This is a genomic window from Antribacter gilvus, assembly GCF_003946865.1.
Taxonomy (GTDB): Bacteria; Actinomycetota; Actinomycetes; order Actinomycetales; family Cellulomonadaceae; genus Antribacter; species Antribacter gilvus.
The window spans coordinates 103,749-119,606 of sequence record NZ_QXTH01000004.1 but is presented as its reverse complement, the minus strand read 5'-3'; the positions used below and the strand labels follow the sequence as shown (position 1 = coordinate 119,606).

At 72.5% G+C, this 15,858-nt stretch carries 14 protein-coding genes; 11 read left to right on the top strand and 3 right to left on the bottom strand.

Annotated elements, in window-relative coordinates; all coding sequences use genetic code 11:
- The first annotated feature begins 41 nt into the window (after nt 1–41).
- The 6 genes from D1350_RS08275 to D1350_RS08255 all read left to right on the top strand — a co-directional run bounded on the left by D1350_RS08275 (nt 42) and on the right by D1350_RS08255 (nt 6,072).
- The gene (locus tag D1350_RS08275; protein ID WP_125775524.1) at nt 42–710 is read left to right on the top strand and encodes a DsbA family oxidoreductase; all 669 of its coding nucleotides are present in this window, start codon (nt 42–44) and stop codon (nt 708–710) included.
- 145 nt (nt 711–855) lie between these two features.
- Entirely contained in the window at nt 856–1,029 is a 174-nt protein-coding gene (locus tag D1350_RS23625; RefSeq protein ID WP_164545075.1) for a hypothetical protein, read from the top strand.
- Between the two features lie 134 nt (nt 1,030–1,163).
- A complete protein-coding gene (locus tag D1350_RS08270; protein WP_125775523.1) occupies nt 1,164–2,543 on the top strand; it encodes an ABC transporter substrate-binding protein in 1,380 nt (459 codons plus the stop codon).
- The gene (locus D1350_RS08265; RefSeq protein ID WP_125775522.1) at nt 2,540–3,520 is read left to right on the top strand and encodes a carbohydrate ABC transporter permease; all 981 of its coding nucleotides are present in this window, start codon (nt 2,540–2,542) and stop codon (nt 3,518–3,520) included. Before D1350_RS08270 ends, D1350_RS08265 begins: the two co-directional genes overlap by 4 nt.
- On the top strand, nt 3,517–4,464 hold the full coding sequence (locus D1350_RS08260; protein ID WP_240643964.1) for a carbohydrate ABC transporter permease: 948 nt from the start codon (nt 3,517–3,519) through the stop codon (nt 4,462–4,464). Before D1350_RS08265 ends, D1350_RS08260 begins: the two co-directional genes overlap by 4 nt.
- Nucleotides 4,465–4,533: 69 nt before the next feature.
- Nucleotides 4,534–6,072, top strand: a complete 1,539-nt coding sequence (locus tag D1350_RS08255) for a class-II fumarase/aspartase family protein (RefSeq protein WP_125775521.1) — start codon at nt 4,534–4,536, stop codon at nt 6,070–6,072.
- Nucleotides 6,073–6,084: 12 nt separating this feature from the next.
- Here D1350_RS08255 and D1350_RS08250 read toward each other — a convergent pair whose 3' ends face one another.
- The gene (locus D1350_RS08250; protein WP_240643963.1) at nt 6,085–6,717 is read right to left on the bottom strand and encodes a ribonuclease H family protein; all 633 of its coding nucleotides are present in this window, start codon (nt 6,715–6,717) and stop codon (nt 6,085–6,087) included.
- A gap of 70 nt (nt 6,718–6,787) precedes the next feature.
- Between D1350_RS08250 and D1350_RS08245 the strand changes: the two genes are divergently transcribed.
- The 3 genes from D1350_RS08245 to D1350_RS24735 all read left to right on the top strand — a co-directional run bounded on the left by D1350_RS08245 (nt 6,788) and on the right by D1350_RS24735 (nt 9,706).
- Nucleotides 6,788–7,915, top strand: coding sequence for a VIT1/CCC1 transporter family protein (locus D1350_RS08245; protein ID WP_125775519.1), 1,128 nt, complete (start codon nt 6,788–6,790; stop codon nt 7,913–7,915).
- A 195-nt stretch (nt 7,916–8,110) separates the two neighbouring features.
- Nucleotides 8,111–9,448 (top strand): hypothetical protein, encoded by a 1,338-nt coding sequence (locus tag D1350_RS08240; protein WP_125775518.1) that lies wholly within the window; start codon nt 8,111–8,113, stop codon nt 9,446–9,448.
- A 126-nt stretch (nt 9,449–9,574) separates the two neighbouring features.
- Entirely contained in the window at nt 9,575–9,706 is a 132-nt protein-coding gene (locus D1350_RS24735; protein ID WP_276313719.1) for a hypothetical protein, read from the top strand.
- A 249-nt stretch (nt 9,707–9,955) separates the two neighbouring features.
- Here D1350_RS24735 and D1350_RS08235 read toward each other — a convergent pair whose 3' ends face one another.
- Nucleotides 9,956–10,477 (bottom strand): gluconokinase, encoded by a 522-nt coding sequence (locus D1350_RS08235; RefSeq protein WP_125775517.1) that lies wholly within the window; start codon nt 10,475–10,477, stop codon nt 9,956–9,958.
- Between the two features lie 247 nt (nt 10,478–10,724).
- Here D1350_RS08235 and D1350_RS24730 point away from each other — a divergent pair, with 247 nt between their 5' ends.
- Nucleotides 10,725–12,767, top strand: a complete 2,043-nt coding sequence (locus D1350_RS24730) for an HNH endonuclease (protein WP_125775516.1) — start codon at nt 10,725–10,727, stop codon at nt 12,765–12,767.
- A 110-nt stretch (nt 12,768–12,877) separates the two neighbouring features.
- Complete coding sequence (locus tag D1350_RS08225) at nt 12,878–14,245, top strand: MFS transporter (protein WP_125775515.1); 1,368 nt, start codon at nt 12,878–12,880, stop codon at nt 14,243–14,245.
- Between the two features lie 82 nt (nt 14,246–14,327).
- On the opposite strand, the gene D1350_RS08220 is transcribed toward D1350_RS08225, so the two are convergent.
- A complete protein-coding gene (locus tag D1350_RS08220) occupies nt 14,328–15,785 on the bottom strand; it encodes a flotillin family protein (RefSeq protein ID WP_125775514.1) in 1,458 nt (485 codons plus the stop codon).
- Nucleotides 15,786–15,858: the final 73 nt, after the last annotated feature.

The following is a 15,858-nucleotide window of genomic DNA, read 5'->3' as shown; positions in this document are numbered from 1 at the left end:
TTCCGGGGAATCCACGGACGATCCCGGAGGTTGGCACATCCGTGAGCGAAACCCTGAAGGTCGACATCTGGTCCGACGTCGCGTGCCCGTGGTGCTACATCGGCAAGCGCCGCTTCGAGTCGGCGCTGGCGCGCATCGCCGAGCGCGACGGCAGCGCCCTCGACGTCACCGTCGAGTACCACTCGTTCGAGCTCTCGCCGGACACCCCCGTCGACTTCGAGGGGACCGTCACGGAGTTCCTCGCCGGCCACAAGGGCATCCCCCTCGCGCAGGCCCGGCAGATGCAGGAGCACGTCGCGGCGCTCGCGGCCGCCGAAGGGCTCGACTTCCGTGCCGACGACGTGCGGCACACCAAGACCCTGCGGGCGCACGAGCTGCTGCACCTCGCCAAGGCGCACGGCGTGCAGTACGAGATGAAGGAGCGCCTGCTGCTCGCCTACTTCACCGAGGGGAGGCACGTGGGGCACGTCGAGGACCTCGCCGACCTGGCCGCGGAGGTGGGCCTCGACCGGGCCGAGACGGTGGCGGCCCTGACGGACGGCCGGTACGCCGACGACGTCGCCGCTGACATCGCGCAGGCTCGCACCCTCGGCATCAACGGAGTGCCGTTCTTCGTGCTCGACGGGAAGTACGGCGTGTCCGGCGCACAGGACCCGGACGTCTTCGTGCAGGTGCTGGACCAGGTCCTCGCCGACCGCGTCTCGGCGTGAGACCGGCGACCCGAGGACCGGTGCGACCGACCTCACACGCTGTCCTGTAGACGACGCGACTCGGTATCACCGACACTGAGGACCCCCACAGAGCAGTGGGCACCCGAGCACCGTAGCCCGACCCTCACATCCCCGAGGAGGAGACATGACGGACAACCACGAGAGCCAGTACCGCTCGATCGCGAACCCTCGCCGAGTCACCCTGATGGACATCAGCGCCGCCGAGGCCGCCGCGCCCCACAAGGAGGGTCCGCAGCTGCACATGATGGGCGACGACGCCGCCACCTGCATCGACGGGGTCTGCGCGATCCCGGAGTAATGCCGCCGCGGTGCCGGCCACCGTTCCGGCCACCGTTCCGGCCACCGCAGGCGCGCCGCCCCGGATCCTGAACAATCCGCCCAGATCGATCTACCCTCGACGAGGAACATCCGTGACTCGAGGGGGAGCGTGGCATGAGATCTTTCCGAGCGGTTGGAGCGATCGGCGCGGTGGCGCTCGCGGCGGCAGGACTCGCCGCGTGCGGCGGGGAAGCCGGCGGGGACACCGCCGAGGGTGACGGCACCCTGACCATCTGGACTCTCGAGGACAACCCGGACCGGGTGGCGATCCTCGAGGACATCGCAGCCGACTTCGGCGCCGACGCGGGTGTCGAGACCGCTGTGGTCCCCGTCGACGCGGCACAGTTCAACGCGCTCCTCGTGTCGAGCGCCGCCTCGGGCGACCTGCCCGACGTCATGGCGGCGCTCGGCCTGGACGGCGTGGGCGCGATGGCCGCGAACGAGCTGCTGAACACCGACGCACCGGCCGAGATCGTGGACACCCTCGGCGTGGACACGTTCAACCCGGCTGCCCTGGACCTCGCCACCGTGGACGGCACGCTCCTCGCCGTCCCGAGCGACTCGTACCCCACGGTCCTCTTCTATCGCACCGACCTCTTCGAGGCCGCGGGCCTCGACGCGCCCACCGACTACGACAGCATCATGGCCGCCGCTGAGGAGCTGCAGGGCACCGGCGTCACGCCGTTCGCCGGCTTCACCACCGAGCAGGGCGACTTCCAGGGTCTCGCCCTTGCGAACGGCTGCGAGCTGGTCCAGGAGGACGGGACCGTCACCCTCGACGCGCCGGAGTGTGTCGAGGCGTTCACCTTCTACGACGACCTCATCACCGAGCACTCCTTCGCCGGCGAGCAGGACTGGGACGCCGTGCGCGCAAGCTACCTGTCGGGCCAGGCGGCCATGGCGATGTACTCGTCGTACCTCCTCGACGAGCTGGCTGGGCAGCACGAGAACTTCGTGCCCAGCTGCCCGGAGTGCGCGGCGGACCCGGCCTTCCTGGCGAAGAACTCGGGGGTCGTCGCCGACATCGGGGGCTCCGACGGCATGGTGCGCGGCCAGTTCCGGATGCAGAGCGACTGGGCGATCACGGTGACCGCCGATCCCGAGGCCGCAGACTTCGTCACCTACGCGATGAGCGACCGCTACCTGGACGTGCTCTCCATGGCGCCGGAGGGCAAGGTCCCGGACCGGCTCGGCACCGAGGAGAACCCCACCGAGTACCTCGACGGCTGGGAGGCGCTGCCGATCGGCACCGCCAAGGAGCAGACCCTCGCGGACTTCTACCCGCCGGACGTGCTCGAGGCCCTGACGAACCCCGAGGGCGACGCCCTGTGGTGGGGCGTCCGGCAGGGCCACGCCGAGCTGCTCGGCGCGATGCTGGGCGAGCTTCCCGTCGAGAACGCCATGAACGACATGCTCACCGACGCGAACACTCCCGAGGAGGCTGCACAGCAGGCGGCCGAGCAGGTGCGCGAGATCCAGGACTCGATCGGGTGACCACCCGGGGACGCTCGCGGGTCGCCCGTGCGGGCGTCCCGCCCCGGTCGTCGCTCGCCCGGGCCGAGGCTCGGGCGGGCCTCGGCCTGGTGCTGCCGAGCGTCGTCATCGTGGTGGTCCTGGTGGTGGCGCCGATCCTCTGGTCGCTGCTGCTCGCGTTCAAGGACCTGCGCCTCGTGGAGCTCGCGCGGGCCCCGCTGTTCGGCGACTTCTCCACCGCCTCGATCGTGGAGGTGCTCTCCTCCCGGCGGCTGTGGGAGTCGATGGGCGCCACGTTCGCGTACTCGGTGATCGGCACCGCCGGGGCGATCGTGGTCGGGCTCGTCGCCGCCCTGGCCCTGCGCAAGCCGTTCCGTGGCCGCGGCCTGGTGCGGGCGCTCCTGCTGCTCCCGTACGTGGCGCCCATCGTCGCCACGACCTTCGCCTGGCGTACCCTCCTGAACCCGCAGTACGGCCTCGTCAACGCGTGGGGGCAGGCGCTGCTGGGCTGGGAGCGTCCGGTCGCCTTCCTCACCCAGCGATCGGCGCCGGTGGGGCTGTTCGGCCTCGAGCTCACCGTGCCTGTGGCGCTGTCGACGGTGATCGCGTTCGAGGTGTGGCGGACGTTCCCGTTCGCCTTCCTCTTCCTCACTGCCCGGCTCGAGGCGCTGCCGGGCGACATCGAGGAGGCGGCCCGTATGGACGGGGCCACGCCGACGCAGTCGTTCCGCCACATCGTCTGGCCGCAGCTGGTGCCGATCGTCGCCGTGCTCACGGTGCTGCGCTTCATCTGGACGTTCAACACCTTCGACGACGTCTACCTCCTCACGGAGGGGCGCGCCGGGACGCAGGTGGTGAGCGTCGGCGTCTACAACTACCTGGTGGGCCGCGGCGACGTCGGGGCCGCCTCCGCGCAGGCGCTGCTGCTCGCGATCGTCCTGGCGGTGCTCATCGCGGCGTACCTCCGGCTGGCCGGACGACGCGGAGGTGAGTCGTGACCGAGGCAACGGTCTCCCGGGACGGGACGAAATCTGTCCACATTGTGAGAAGTTCCCGACCGGCGCGAAAATTCACCCGGTCCCGGAACGCGATCGAGCTCCGCGTCCTGAAGGTGCTGCGCCCGGTCGTCGCGGGGACGCTGCTGCTCGCCGCGGTGTTCCCGTTCCTCTACGTCCTCGTCCTCTCGACCCGCGACATCGCGTCGCTCCAGCGCGACCCGGCGCGCTTCTGGCCGGCGCTCGACGAGGTGCGGCTCGACGCCTACGTCGACGTCCTCCTGCCCCTCGAGAGCGGAGGTCAGGACTTTGCGCGACTGATGCTCAACAGCGCGGTGATCGCGGTGGCGACCGTGCTGATCACCCTTCTCGTGGCCGTCCCGGGCTCCTATGCGGTGAGCCGGCTGGACTTCTTCGGCAGGCGTCAGGTGAGCAGCCTTTTCCTTGCTGTGTACCTGTTTCCAGGAATCTTGCTGGCCGTTCCGCTGTTCGTCGCATTCACCCGGTTGGGCCTTCGCGGGAACATCTGGGTGCTCGTCGTTGTTTACGTGTCACAGACGGTTGCGGTCGCGATCTTTATGCTCAAGAACTATTTTCAGACGGTGCCGGTCGGGCTCGAAGAGGCAGCAGCCCTCGACGGACTCGGTCGGCTCGGCATCATCAGGCGCATCATCCTGCCCCTCTCGTTGCCGGCCATCGTCTCGAACGCACTGTTCGTGTTCATGATCGCGTGGAACGAGTTCCTCTTCGCCCTCCTGTTCCTCGTGGAGGACCGGAGCAGGTGGACCGTCTCCCTGGGCCTCGCCCAGCTGACCAATGCGCTCGAGACTCCGCCGGCCACCCTGATGGCCGGATCGATTGTGCTGACCCTGCCAGTAGTGGCAATCTTCTTCGCCACGGAGAAATTTCTCGCCGGCGGCCTGACCTCCGGAGCGGAGAAGGGCTGAGCACGTGCAGGACCCGTCACCGAAACCACGACCCATCATCGAGTCCAAGAATCACAGGGGTATCCACGCATGAGTACCGAATCGTTTCGACACTTCACGGACGGCCGCGTTCCCGATGCCGGGATCGCCGCACTGTTCAGCGTCGAGAACCGATTCCAGAAGCGCCTCGACGTCGAGGCAGCTCTCGCGCAGGCCGAGGCAGAGGTAGGACTCATCCCCGAGCCCGCGGGCCGGGCGATCTGCGCCGCCGCGCAGCTCGACAAGCTGGACCTGGGCCGCGTGGCGGCGGCCACCGCGGCGGCGAGCCACCCGCTCGTGCCGTTGATCGAGGAGTTCGCCCGTGTCGTCGGCCGCGAGCACGGCGGCTGGGTGCACTGGGGTGCTACCACCCAGAACATCACGCAGACCGCCGACGTGCTCGTCCTCAGGGACGCCCACACGCGGGTCAAGGGCCTCATCGCCCAGGTGCTGCGCGCCATGTCGAAGCAGGCCGACTCCTCCGCCGCCGTGCCGATGGCCGGCCGCACGCACAGCCAGCACGCCGTGCCGATCACCTTCGGCTTCAAGGTGGCGGTCTGGATCGACGAGATGACCGCCCACGTGGACCGGCTCGAGCGGCTCGAGGACCGGCTGTTCCGGGTTCTCATGGGCGGCGCCGTGGGCACGTTCGCGTCGTTCGGCCCCGCGGGCCGCGACGTCGAGAGCCGGGTGGCCCGGATCCTCGACCTGAGCACCATGCCGGTGCCCTCGCGGGCGATCAACGACGGCATCGTCGAGCTGGTCCTGGTTCTCGGTCAGCTCGCCGGCACGTCGGGCAAGATCGGCAAGGACATCTACTCGCTGATGCAGCCGGAGTTCGGCGAGGCGTTCGAACCCATCCCGCACGGCACGGTCGGTAGCTCGACCATGCCGCACAAGCGGAACCCGCAGCTCGCCCTCGACCTGCAGTCCACCAGCGCCCAGCTCCGGGCCCTGGCGGCGCCGGCGCTGGAGTCGATGCTGCACGACCACGAGGCCAACGGGGCCATGACCGCCCTCCTCGAGGACGTCGCCGCCCAGGCGTCGGTCCTCGCGGGCGACATCCTGTCGCGCCTCGTCGTGATCTTCGACGGGCTGGAGCTCGACGAGGAGCGGATGCGCGCCAACCTCGCGCTCTCGGCGGGCCTCATGGGCTCCGAGTCGCTGATGATGGAGCTGGGCGAGCGGATCGGCAGGCAGAAGGCGCACGAGGTCGTGTTCGCCGTGGCACAGGAGTCCGGCCGCAAGGACCTCCCCTTCCTCGATCTCCTCACGCAGGACGAGGTCGTGGCCACGTACTTCGACGAGGCCGAGATCCGTCACCTCATCGACCCTGCGAACTACCTCGGCGAGTCCGTAGCGATCGCCCACGCGATGGCGCAGCGCGCCCGCGTGGTCGCCGACCGGCTCGAGATGCCCGACGCGGTGGCCGAGACCGAGGCCGCGCCGGCTCGCAAGGTCGTCGCGGCACCTCCCGTCGCCGCGCCGCCTGCGCCCGACGCCGGATGGGTCGCCTCCGAGGAGGACGTCACCCCGGCGGCCGGCCGCTTCCCGGCAGGGTCCGGGGACAAGGCGCTCGTCCCCGCCTGACCTGGCCGCGGCCTAGTCGAAGAGCGTCGCGGACTCCCACGCGGGCGCGGCCGCCGCAGCCGTCGCGGCCGGTGCCGCGCCCGTGGTGGTAGCGGCGCCCGTGGTGGCCGACCGCTCGGGGTGCGCCCCGCCGTCGGGCACCGTGGCCTGGACGGGCGCGGCGACCAGGTCGCCCACGAGCAGGCCGTCCACCTCGCCCCGGCCCGCCGCCCACTCGCGGGCGGCGAGGCCGGCGAGCTGGTCCGCGCGCTCGTTGAACGGGTTGCCCACGTGACCGCGCACCCAGTGGAAGCGGACCGGCCCCTCCCGGTCCGCGATGGCGCGCTCGATGGACTGGACCAGCTCGAGGTTCTTCACCGGCTCGCCGGACGCCGTGCGCCAGCCCTTGCGCTTCCAGCCCGCCACCCACTCGGAGGCGCAGCGGATCGCGTACTGGGAGTCGGACTCCACGAGCAGGGGTTCGGCGCCTGGATGGGCCTGGATGGCATGCAGGAGGGCGGTGAGCTCCGCGACCTGGTTGGTGCCGGTCGCCGCCCCGCCCGAGTCGAAGCGCCCGCCGTCGTGGTCGATCCACGCCCAACCGATCGCGCCGCCCGGGTTGCGAAGGCACGATCCCTCGGTGCTGACAATGATCACGGCGACCATTGTGCATCCCGTGACCGACAGTTCGGTCGCACGAAACCCCTGCGGGGCCTTTCGTTGCGATCATGGCGGCATGCCTTCGCACTCGCCCAGCCCGGCCGAGCGGTCGGCGGGACAGCATCCAGCACGCCCCCGCACACCCGCCGACCTGCGCCGTTGGCGGCAGTACCTGGCTGACGAGCGGGCCGAGGCCGCGGCGTACCGGGACCTCGCCAGCCGCCGGAAGGGAGAGGAGCGCGACATCCTTCTCGCTCTCGCCGAGGCGGAGAAGCGCCACGAGCAGCACTGGCTCGACCTGCTGGGCAACGACGTGGGCCGGCCGCTCCGCGGCGACTGGCGGTCGCGGTCCCTCGGCTTCCTGGCCCGGCGGCTCGGCGGCGTCTTCGTGCTCGCGCTCGCCCAGCGGGCCGAGGCCCGGTCGGCCTACGAGGCGGAGGCCGACGCGACCGCGACCATGGCCGCCGACGAGCGGATCCACGAGGAGGTGGTCCGCGGGCTGGCCACCCGGGGGCGCAACCGGATGTCGGGGACCTTCCGTGCCGCCGTGTTCGGCGCCAACGACGGGCTCGTGTCGAACCTCGCGCTCGTGCTCGGCATCGGAGCGTCCGGAGCGGCGCACTCGACGGTGCTGCTGACCGGTCTCGCGGGTCTGCTCGCCGGGGCGCTCTCCATGGGGGCCGGCGAGTTCGTGTCCGTCCGCTCGCAGCGCGAGCTGCTCGAGGCGTCGTCGCCGTCACCGCACGCCACGGCAGCCTTGCCGCACCTCGACGTGGACGCGAACGAGCTCGCCCTCGTCTACCGGGCTCGCGGCCTGGAGGCCGCCGACGCCAAGGCGCACGCCGACGAGGTGCTCGCAGGCCTGGCCGGTGGGACGCCCCAGGACCTCGCGGGCGACGCCGGTGCGGGCGACGACCACGAGACGCACGGCACCGCGTGGGGTGCTGCCTTCTCGAGCTTCGGATTCTTCGCGTCCGGGGCGCTGATCCCCGTCGTGCCGTACCTCTTCGGCCTGTCGGGTGGCGTCGCCGTCGCGGTCGCGAGCGCACTCGTCGGTATCGCCCTCCTCGGTACGGGGGCGGTCGTCGGGCTCCTGTCCGGCACCTCGCCGCTCACTCGGGCGCTCCGCCAGCTCGCGATCGGGCTCGGCGCCGCGCTGGTCACGTATCTGCTCGGACTGGCCTTCGGCGCGACGGTCTCATAGCCGGACCCGGCTACGGCGTGTCCCGGCGGGCGCGCCGATACGGCGTCTCACGTGCCGATTGCGCCTGCGACCAGGCGTGTCGTCTGGCGAGTTTCACCCCGAGAAACCCCGGTTCATCAGTTGCGCTCGCGGCGCGACGAGCGCAGATTGAGACCTGTTAACTTTTGTGTCCGGCGTCACAGTGCAGGGGGGCACATGGCGAGCAGCACGAGCCGCGAGGTGGGGCGTTCGCGCCTTCGCCGCTGGTTCGTGCGTGCGGCCGGCACTGCCCTCCTGTCGGCCTGCGGGCTTGGCGTCGGGATGGGCCTCGCGGCGGCCCATGGCCCTGGCGACCCGGCAGGTAGCACCACGGGTGCGGTGACGTCTCCGGTGGCCACCGCGTCGGCCCGGGCGGCTCAGCCCGCGGCGCCGACGGAACCCCAGACCGCTGCTCCGGCAGCTCTGGCTCCCGCTCCCGCTCCGGCGCCGGCGCCGGCGCCGCAGCCCGCGGATCCGGCGAACCAGGCCGCGGCGCCCGCTGCTCCTGCGGCGCCCGCTGCGCCCGTGCCCGCCGCGCCCGCGGTCGAGACGGTGATCCAGCCCGCCGTCGACCAGGTGCCGCAGACCGCGGCGCCGGTCACCGAGCCACTCGCCCCTGTCCTCGAGGATGTCGTCGCGCCGGTCGCCGAGCTCGCCGAGCCGCTTGCTCGCGCGGCCGGTCGGCTCGCCAGTCCTGTGGCGGACGGCGTACGGCCAGTCACCGACCCCGTCGTCGGCGTGGTGGAGCCGGTGGTGGCGCCCGCCGTCGGGAAGGCCCTGAAGCCGGTGCTGGATCCGGTTCTTCGTCCGGTGGGCGATGCTGTCCGCCCGGTCACCGCTCCGCTTGCCCCGGTCGTCCGGACTGCCCTAGGCCTCGTCGACGGGCTGGGCGCGCCGCAGCCGGGGCGCCCGTCTGCGCCCGGCGTAGGCGGTGGGCCGCCCGCCAGTGGGCCGCCCGCCAGTGGTGCCCCCGGCAGCGGGCGACCCGCGTCCGGCGCTCCGGTCGCGCCCGGAGTCGGCGTCGTGCCCGGAGTCGGGGTCGGGAGCCGGGCGGTGCCCGGAGTCGGGGCCGGGGCCGGAGTCGGAGTGCGAGGCGTCGCGGCAGATGTCGTCGACCGGCAGGCCCCAGCCGCTCCTGCCACCCGGACGACAGACGCCGTCGTCGCTCCCGCGAGGGAGGTCTCGACCGTTGCCGGGGCCGCCGCGGACAGCGGCACGGCAGAGCGGATGCGGGCCGCTCTCCTGGCGGCCGCCACGGTGGTCGCGAACCCGGCAGGGGAGGGGGGGCTCGGGGCCGCCAGGTACCCCGGCCCGCTGTCCTTCCCCCACGACTCGGGCGAGGTGCCCAGCAGCGGCACGTCGAGCGGTTCTCCGCTCCGTGCCGCAGGCCTCGACGTCCCGGCAGTCCTCGCGGGCCTCGCAGAGGCCGCCTCGCGCTCCTGGCTCGTCGCCTCGGCCGAGTCGCGCGCCGAGCACCCTTGCACCTTCTTCGAGGTTCCTGTCTCTCCTGCCTGACCCGGCTGGCCCGCGTCCACGGGACGCGGCACGCGGCCGACGGCAACTGCCGTCGGCCGACGCCCGAGCCGGAGCAGGAGAACCACATGTGCACATGTGCTCGACGCGCGCTGCAGGACAGCGCTCGTGGCGGGTGGCCTGCCGGCCGTGACGGCGGAGACCAGCACTCAGAGCTCGGGGCTGCCCGCCCTGGCCCTCGCCCTCGTGGCGCCGGGCCTGGCGGCGCTCCGGTTGCGCCACCGGTGGCTGCGCGCGTGACCGCGCAGGCGCCGGTCGGCATCTGACGCAGCCTTCCGGCTGCCTGCCACGGGACATCACTGGGGGGTGGCCCGCGGTCTCGGTCGGAAGGCTGCGTCAGAGGGATCTGATCGTCAGGACATCGCTGGGGGATGGCCTGACAGGAGGATCCCACCGGGAGCGGGACGGAGGTCGCCCTCGTAGGAGGACGGCCCACGTCTCTCCCGGACTGCACCGGGTGTGGTCCTGGTCCGTGGGGGCGGACCGGGATCACACTGCGGTGACGCGTTCCAGGATCTGCGCGACGATCTCCTCGGGGGTCAGTGCCAGGTCCACGACGAACCCGTCCTCGTCCGGCTCCAGCGGCTCGAGGGCCGCGAGCTGGCTGGTAAGCATCTCCGGCTTCATGAAGTGCCCGCTGCGGCCGGTGATGCGCTGCTGGAGGATCTCGCGTGCGCCGTCGAGGTGGACGAAGACCACCCGCCCCCGTGCGGTCCGCAGCAGGTCGCGGTAGGGCCGGCGCAACGCCGAGCACGTCATCACGGTGGACCTGCCGGCGTCGCTCTGCGCGTCGAGCCAGGCGCGGAGGGCCTCGAGCCAGGGCCAGCGTTCGGCGTCGGTCAGCGGCGTGCCCGCGGCCATGAGGGCGACGTTCTTCGGGGGATGGAAGTCGTCCGCCTCGGCGTAGGGGCGTCCGGTGCGTTCGGCGAGAAGCAGCGCGACGGTGGTCTTCCCCGAGCCCGCGACGCCTATGACGACGATATGGACGACTTCGTCGGTCATTGCGGTCATGCGGTCCTGCTGAGCTGATCGGTCACAGGGCCAAGCGTGTCAGATCAGAGCGCAGTCCTTGAGTAGTGCCCGGCCTGGTCGAAGTTCGGTGTCCCGGGAGGGCTCTGCTGTCGGCAGAATAGTTGTGCACAGTGCCGCATATATGTTGTCGTGGTACGGGTGTTCGACTAGGGTTGGGGGTGTCGGGCAGGGGGTCCGGCGCTGGGCCGCGTGGCGGCCCGGGTGCGGCCGGTCGGGGGTGGTCTTGGTGGGGTTCGCGACGCGTGCTGTGGTGCCCGACGGCGGCCGCCCGTCCGCCCGGGCCGGTGTGCTGGACGGTGTGCCCGCGGGGGTGCTGGACGGAGTCCCGGCGGGGCCGGGGCTGGCGGCGCTGCTGGAGTCGCTGACCGGCCCGGTGCTCGGCACGGTGGCTGGCGCTGGCGCTGGCGCGAGCCCCAGCAGCGGCACGGGCGGTGGTGCCGACGCAAGTCCCGCGCTCGGCGCCGGCGTGGGCCCGGTCGCTGGCGCTGGCCCCGTCGCTGGCCCGGTCGCTGGCGGTGGCGCCGGCGCTGGCGCGGGTGTGGGTGGCCGGGCGGTGCTGGCGGGGGTGGACGAGGGGGCGCTGCTGGACGTGGCGGCCGGGTGGGCCCGGTTGGTGGGGTGGGCGCAGGCGGCGCAGGCCACGGTCGCCGCGGAGCTCGGCCGGCGTCGGGGCTGGTCGGCCGGCCAGGCGCACGCCGCGGTCGAGCTCGGTGCCCGGTTGCGGGTCCCCACGGGTGAGGCCGACCGGGTCATGGCCCGGGGCGCGGGACTGGCCCGTCACCCGCAGGTCGCCGCCGCGCTGGTGGGCGGTGACATCGACGCGGTCAAGGCGGACCTGGTCCTGACCGCGGGCCCGACCCTGACCGTCGAGCAGCGGGCCGAGGCGATCGCCGAGGTCCTACCCCAGGCCGGTGCCCGGTCGAGGTCCTGGGTGCGGGACCGGATGCGGGCCCACGCCCGCCGTCACCTGACCCCGGTCGAGGTCGTCCGGGCCGAGCGGGACCGGCGGGCGGTGTACCTGGACCCGGTCGAGGGCGGCACCATGGCCTGGCTGTCCGCGCTGCTCCCGGCCGCCGAGGCGACCGCGGTGTGGGACACCCTGGACACCGCCGGACGCGCCCTGAAGCGCACCGGGAAGGACCGCACCCTGCCCCAGGCCCGAGCCGACGTCCTGACCGGCATCCTGACCGGCCACCTCATCCTCCCCACCGAGCCCACCGAGCCCACCGAGCCCACCGAGCCCACCGAGCCCACCGAGCCCACCGAGCCCACCGAGCCCGCCGAGCCCGCCGAGCCCGCCGAGCCCGCCGAGCCCGCCGAGCCCACCAACCCGGCCGCAGTGCGCGAGCCGACCACGGAGTCCGAACCCGTCCCGGTAATGCCGGGCGTCTCGGCAGCACCGGGCGTCCCGGCAACGCCAGTAGCGCCGGGTGTCTCGGTGGAGCCGGTCGCCCCAGGTGTGCCGGGGGCCGAGCCCGGTCCGGGCGCGGTGCGGGTGACGGTCCTGCCGGTACGTCCCGTGATCCGGGTGACCGTGGCCGCCTCGACCCTGCTCGGGCGGGACGACGAGCCCGGGTCCCTGGACGGGTACGGGCCCGTGGACGCGGACACCGCCGCCCTGCTCGCCGCCGGGACGGGCACCGCCGTCGGGACGGGCGGTGGGGGTGGGACGTGGCAGCGGCTCGTCACGGACCCCGTGACCGGGATCCTGACCGACTACTCCACCCACGCCTACGTCCCGGGCCCTGTGCTGCGCGCTGCGGTCGTCGCCCGGGACCGCACCTGCCAGTTCCTGCAGTGCGACCGACCCGGCGCCACCGCGGACCTGGACCACATCGACACGTTCGACCACACCGTCGATCCCACTACCCTGCCACCCGGAGCCCCGGGGCAGACCCGCGCCGCCAACCTGCAGGTCCTGTGCCGCCGGCATCACAACGCCAAGACCCACCACGGCTGGACCGCCCACCGCGACGAGGCGACCGGGGCCACGGTCTGGACCGCGCCGACCGGCCACACCTACACCCGCCCACCCACCCAGCCCGGCACCCCCACGACCGGCACCCCCACGACCGGCACCCCCACGACCGGCACCCCCACGACCCCCGGCACCACCACGACCGGGACCCACGCGCCCTCGAACCGCACCACCGCGAGCCTGCGCGCCCACGACAACGCCCGCCTCAACGGCCCCGCCACCAACCCCACCCACGGCCCCACCAGCGCCACGGCCCCACCACCACCGGACCCAGGCGAACCACCCTTCTAGGGACCCCGCCTCGGCCGCCGCGCAGGCACGAGCACGACCACACCGGGAGAGGCGTACATCACGCCTGGGGCGCGCGGACGGCGTCGGGCGCGGACGTAGGCTCGGTGATCATGCCTCGCCTGCTCGCCGACACCACGCCGCTGCGCGTGTCGCCCGAGTACCGGCGGCTGTGGTGGGGGCTCGGGGTGTCGAACCTGGGGGCTCAGCTCACCGTCGTGGCGGTAGGGCTCCAGGTCTACGCGCTGACCGGTTCCACGCTCGCGGTCGGGGTCCTGGGGCTCTGCTCCCTCATCCCGCTCGTGGCCCTCGGCCTCTACGGCGGTGCGCTCGTCGACGCCTACGACAGGCGGCGGGTCTCGCTCGTCGCGTCCGGTGCACTGTGGGTCGTGACCGGGGCCATCGCCGCCCAGGCGTGGGCCGGGATGAGCTCCGTGCAGCTGCTGTACGGCCTCGTGGCGTTGCAGAGCGCGGCGTTCGCGATCAACAACCCCGCTCGCTCGGCGATCATCCCGAGGCTCCTGCCCGCGACCCTGATGCCCGCAGCGAACGCACTGCAGACCCTCGCCATGAACGTGGCGCTCACCGGAGGGCCGCTCCTCGGCGCGCTGCTCGTGGCGCAGTGGGGCTATGCCTGGGCGTACACGATCGACACGGTGCTCTTCGCAGCCGCGCTGTGGGCCGTGTGGCGCCTCCCGGCGATGCCGCCGATCGCCCCCGGGCCACCGACCGACCCCGAGCGCTCCACCGACCCTGAGCGCTCCACCGACCCCGAGCGCTCCGCACCCCCCGAACATCCCACCATCTCGACCCGGAGGGTCGTGGGCCTGCGATCGGTCCTCGACGGCCTGTGCTATCTCGCCACACAGCCGAACGTCCGCACCACGTTCCTCGTAGACCTGGCGGCGATGATCCTCGCCTTCCCGCGCGTGCTGTGGCCGGCCGCGGGAGTGATCTACCTCGGCGGCGGCGAGACCACGACAGGCATCCTGGCGGCGTCGTTCGCGGTGGGCGGCATCCTCGCCGCCCTCTTCTCCGGCGGGCTGTCTCGGGTACGGCACCAGGGCCGCGTGATCGCGTGGGCGATCACGGCCTGGGGCCTCTCGGTCGCGGCCTTCGGGCTGGTGCTCGTGGTGCTCGGCCGGACGGAGCCGGACGGAATGCTCCTGGGCGGAGTGATCGCCGCCGGGGTGGCGCTGGCCTTCGCGGGCGGTACGGATGCGGTGGCGTCGGTCTTCCGGCAGAGCATCCTGCAGACCGCTACCCCCGACCACATGCGCGGGCGCCTGCAGGGCGTCTTCATCGTCGTGGTCGCGGGCGGGCCACGCCTCGGGGAGCTCGTGCTCGGCGCCGAGGCGACGTGGTTCGGCGAAGGGTGGGCCGCGGTGATCGGCGGCCTGGCCTGTGTGGTGGTGCTGTGGCTGATCGTGCGGGCCACGCCGCGGTTCTGGGCCTACGACTCGCACCACCCGGAACCCTGAGCACACCGAACCGGGTTGCCAGAAGCTCACCGGCGAATACACCGGTGAGCTTCTGACAACCCGGTTCGGGTGAGCTCAGACGTCAGACCTTGTCGGCCGGCGTCCCGTTCGTCCGGGCCGAGCCGCCCGCCAGGTTCGAGATCAGCTGGTGGATGTCCACGCCGGTGAGCTGCTTGATCACACCCTGACCCTCGCCCAGCACCGCTGCGACGTTCTTCGTGATCGCGGAGGCGCCGTCCGTCGAGATCACCGTCATGCCCTGGATCGAGGCGATGGGCTCGGCGGCGGCACGCACGATGTCGGGCAGACGCTCGATGAGCTCCTGCACCAGCGCGGCCTCGCCGTACTTCTTGAGGGCCTCGGCCTTGGCGTCGGTCGCGGCGGCCTCGGCGAGACCGGAGGCCTCGATCGCGATGGCCCGCGCCCGGCCGTCGGCCTCGATACCCGCGGCGAGCGCGACCGCGCGGTCGCGCTCGGCCTCGCCGGAGCGCCGCACGGCCTCTGCGGAGGCCTCGGCGTCCTGGAGCGCGGCGCGCTTGTTGGCCTCGGCGATCGTGGTGCGCTTGAACGCCTCGGCCTCGGTCGCGGCGTTCGAGGCGTCACGGCGAGCGTTGGCGTCCTGCACCTGCGCGTAGGCCTGAGCCTCGGCGGGCTTGCGGACCTCGATGTCGAGGCGCTCCTGCTCCACGCGCGCCTTCTCGGCGAGGGCCTCGCGCTCCAGCTGCGCCACGAGCCGGTCCTGCTGCGCCCGGGCGAGCTGGCCGGCGGCCTCGGCCTCGGCGTTCGCCGTGTCCGTCTCGGCCTTGATGACGGCCTTCTTGAGGTCGAGCGCCTTCTGGCGCTCGGCGATCTGCTCGGCGGCCTCGATCACCGCGAACTCGGACGCCCGGCGGGCCTCCGCCTCGGAGACCTCGGCGAGCTGCTTGGCGTTGGCGGCCTCGGCACGGCCGAGGTTCGCCAGATAGTCCGAGCCGGGCGTCGAGATGTCGGAGATGTTGAGCAGGTCGACCTGCAGACCCTGCTCCGAGAGGTCGGTCTTGGTGGACTGCACCACGCGGTCGGAGAGGCCCTTGCGGTCCGAGATGATCTGCTCGATCGTCATGTCGCCCACGATGGAGCGCAGCGAGCCCTCGAGGGACTCCTTGATGATCTCGGTGAGCAGGTGCTGCTGGGACAGGAAGCGCTGTGCGGCACGCCGCACGCCCTCCTCGTCACCGCGGACCTTGAAGTTGATCGACGCCTTGATCGCGATCTTGATGCGGTTCTTGTCCACACCCTCGACCGTGATGCCGATCTGGCGCTGCTCGAGCGAGATCGCGAAGCCCTGCTGCAGCACGGGCCACACCCAGGCACGCCCGCCCACCACGACGCGCTGACCGGAGGTGTCGGCCTCGGTCTTGCCGGCGCCGCGGCCGACGATGATCAGTGCCTCGTTCGGCGGCACCCGACGGATCCGGCTCGCCACGAAGGCGAGGATGATGACGATCGCGAGGATCGCCGCGACGACGGCGATCACTCCCACCAGCTCTGCGGGGAACACGGGTCCTCCATCGGTTGCATCGGTGCCCGACGGCGGAGCTCGCCCCGGGCGGTGCTCTCACCTCTCCCGGGGT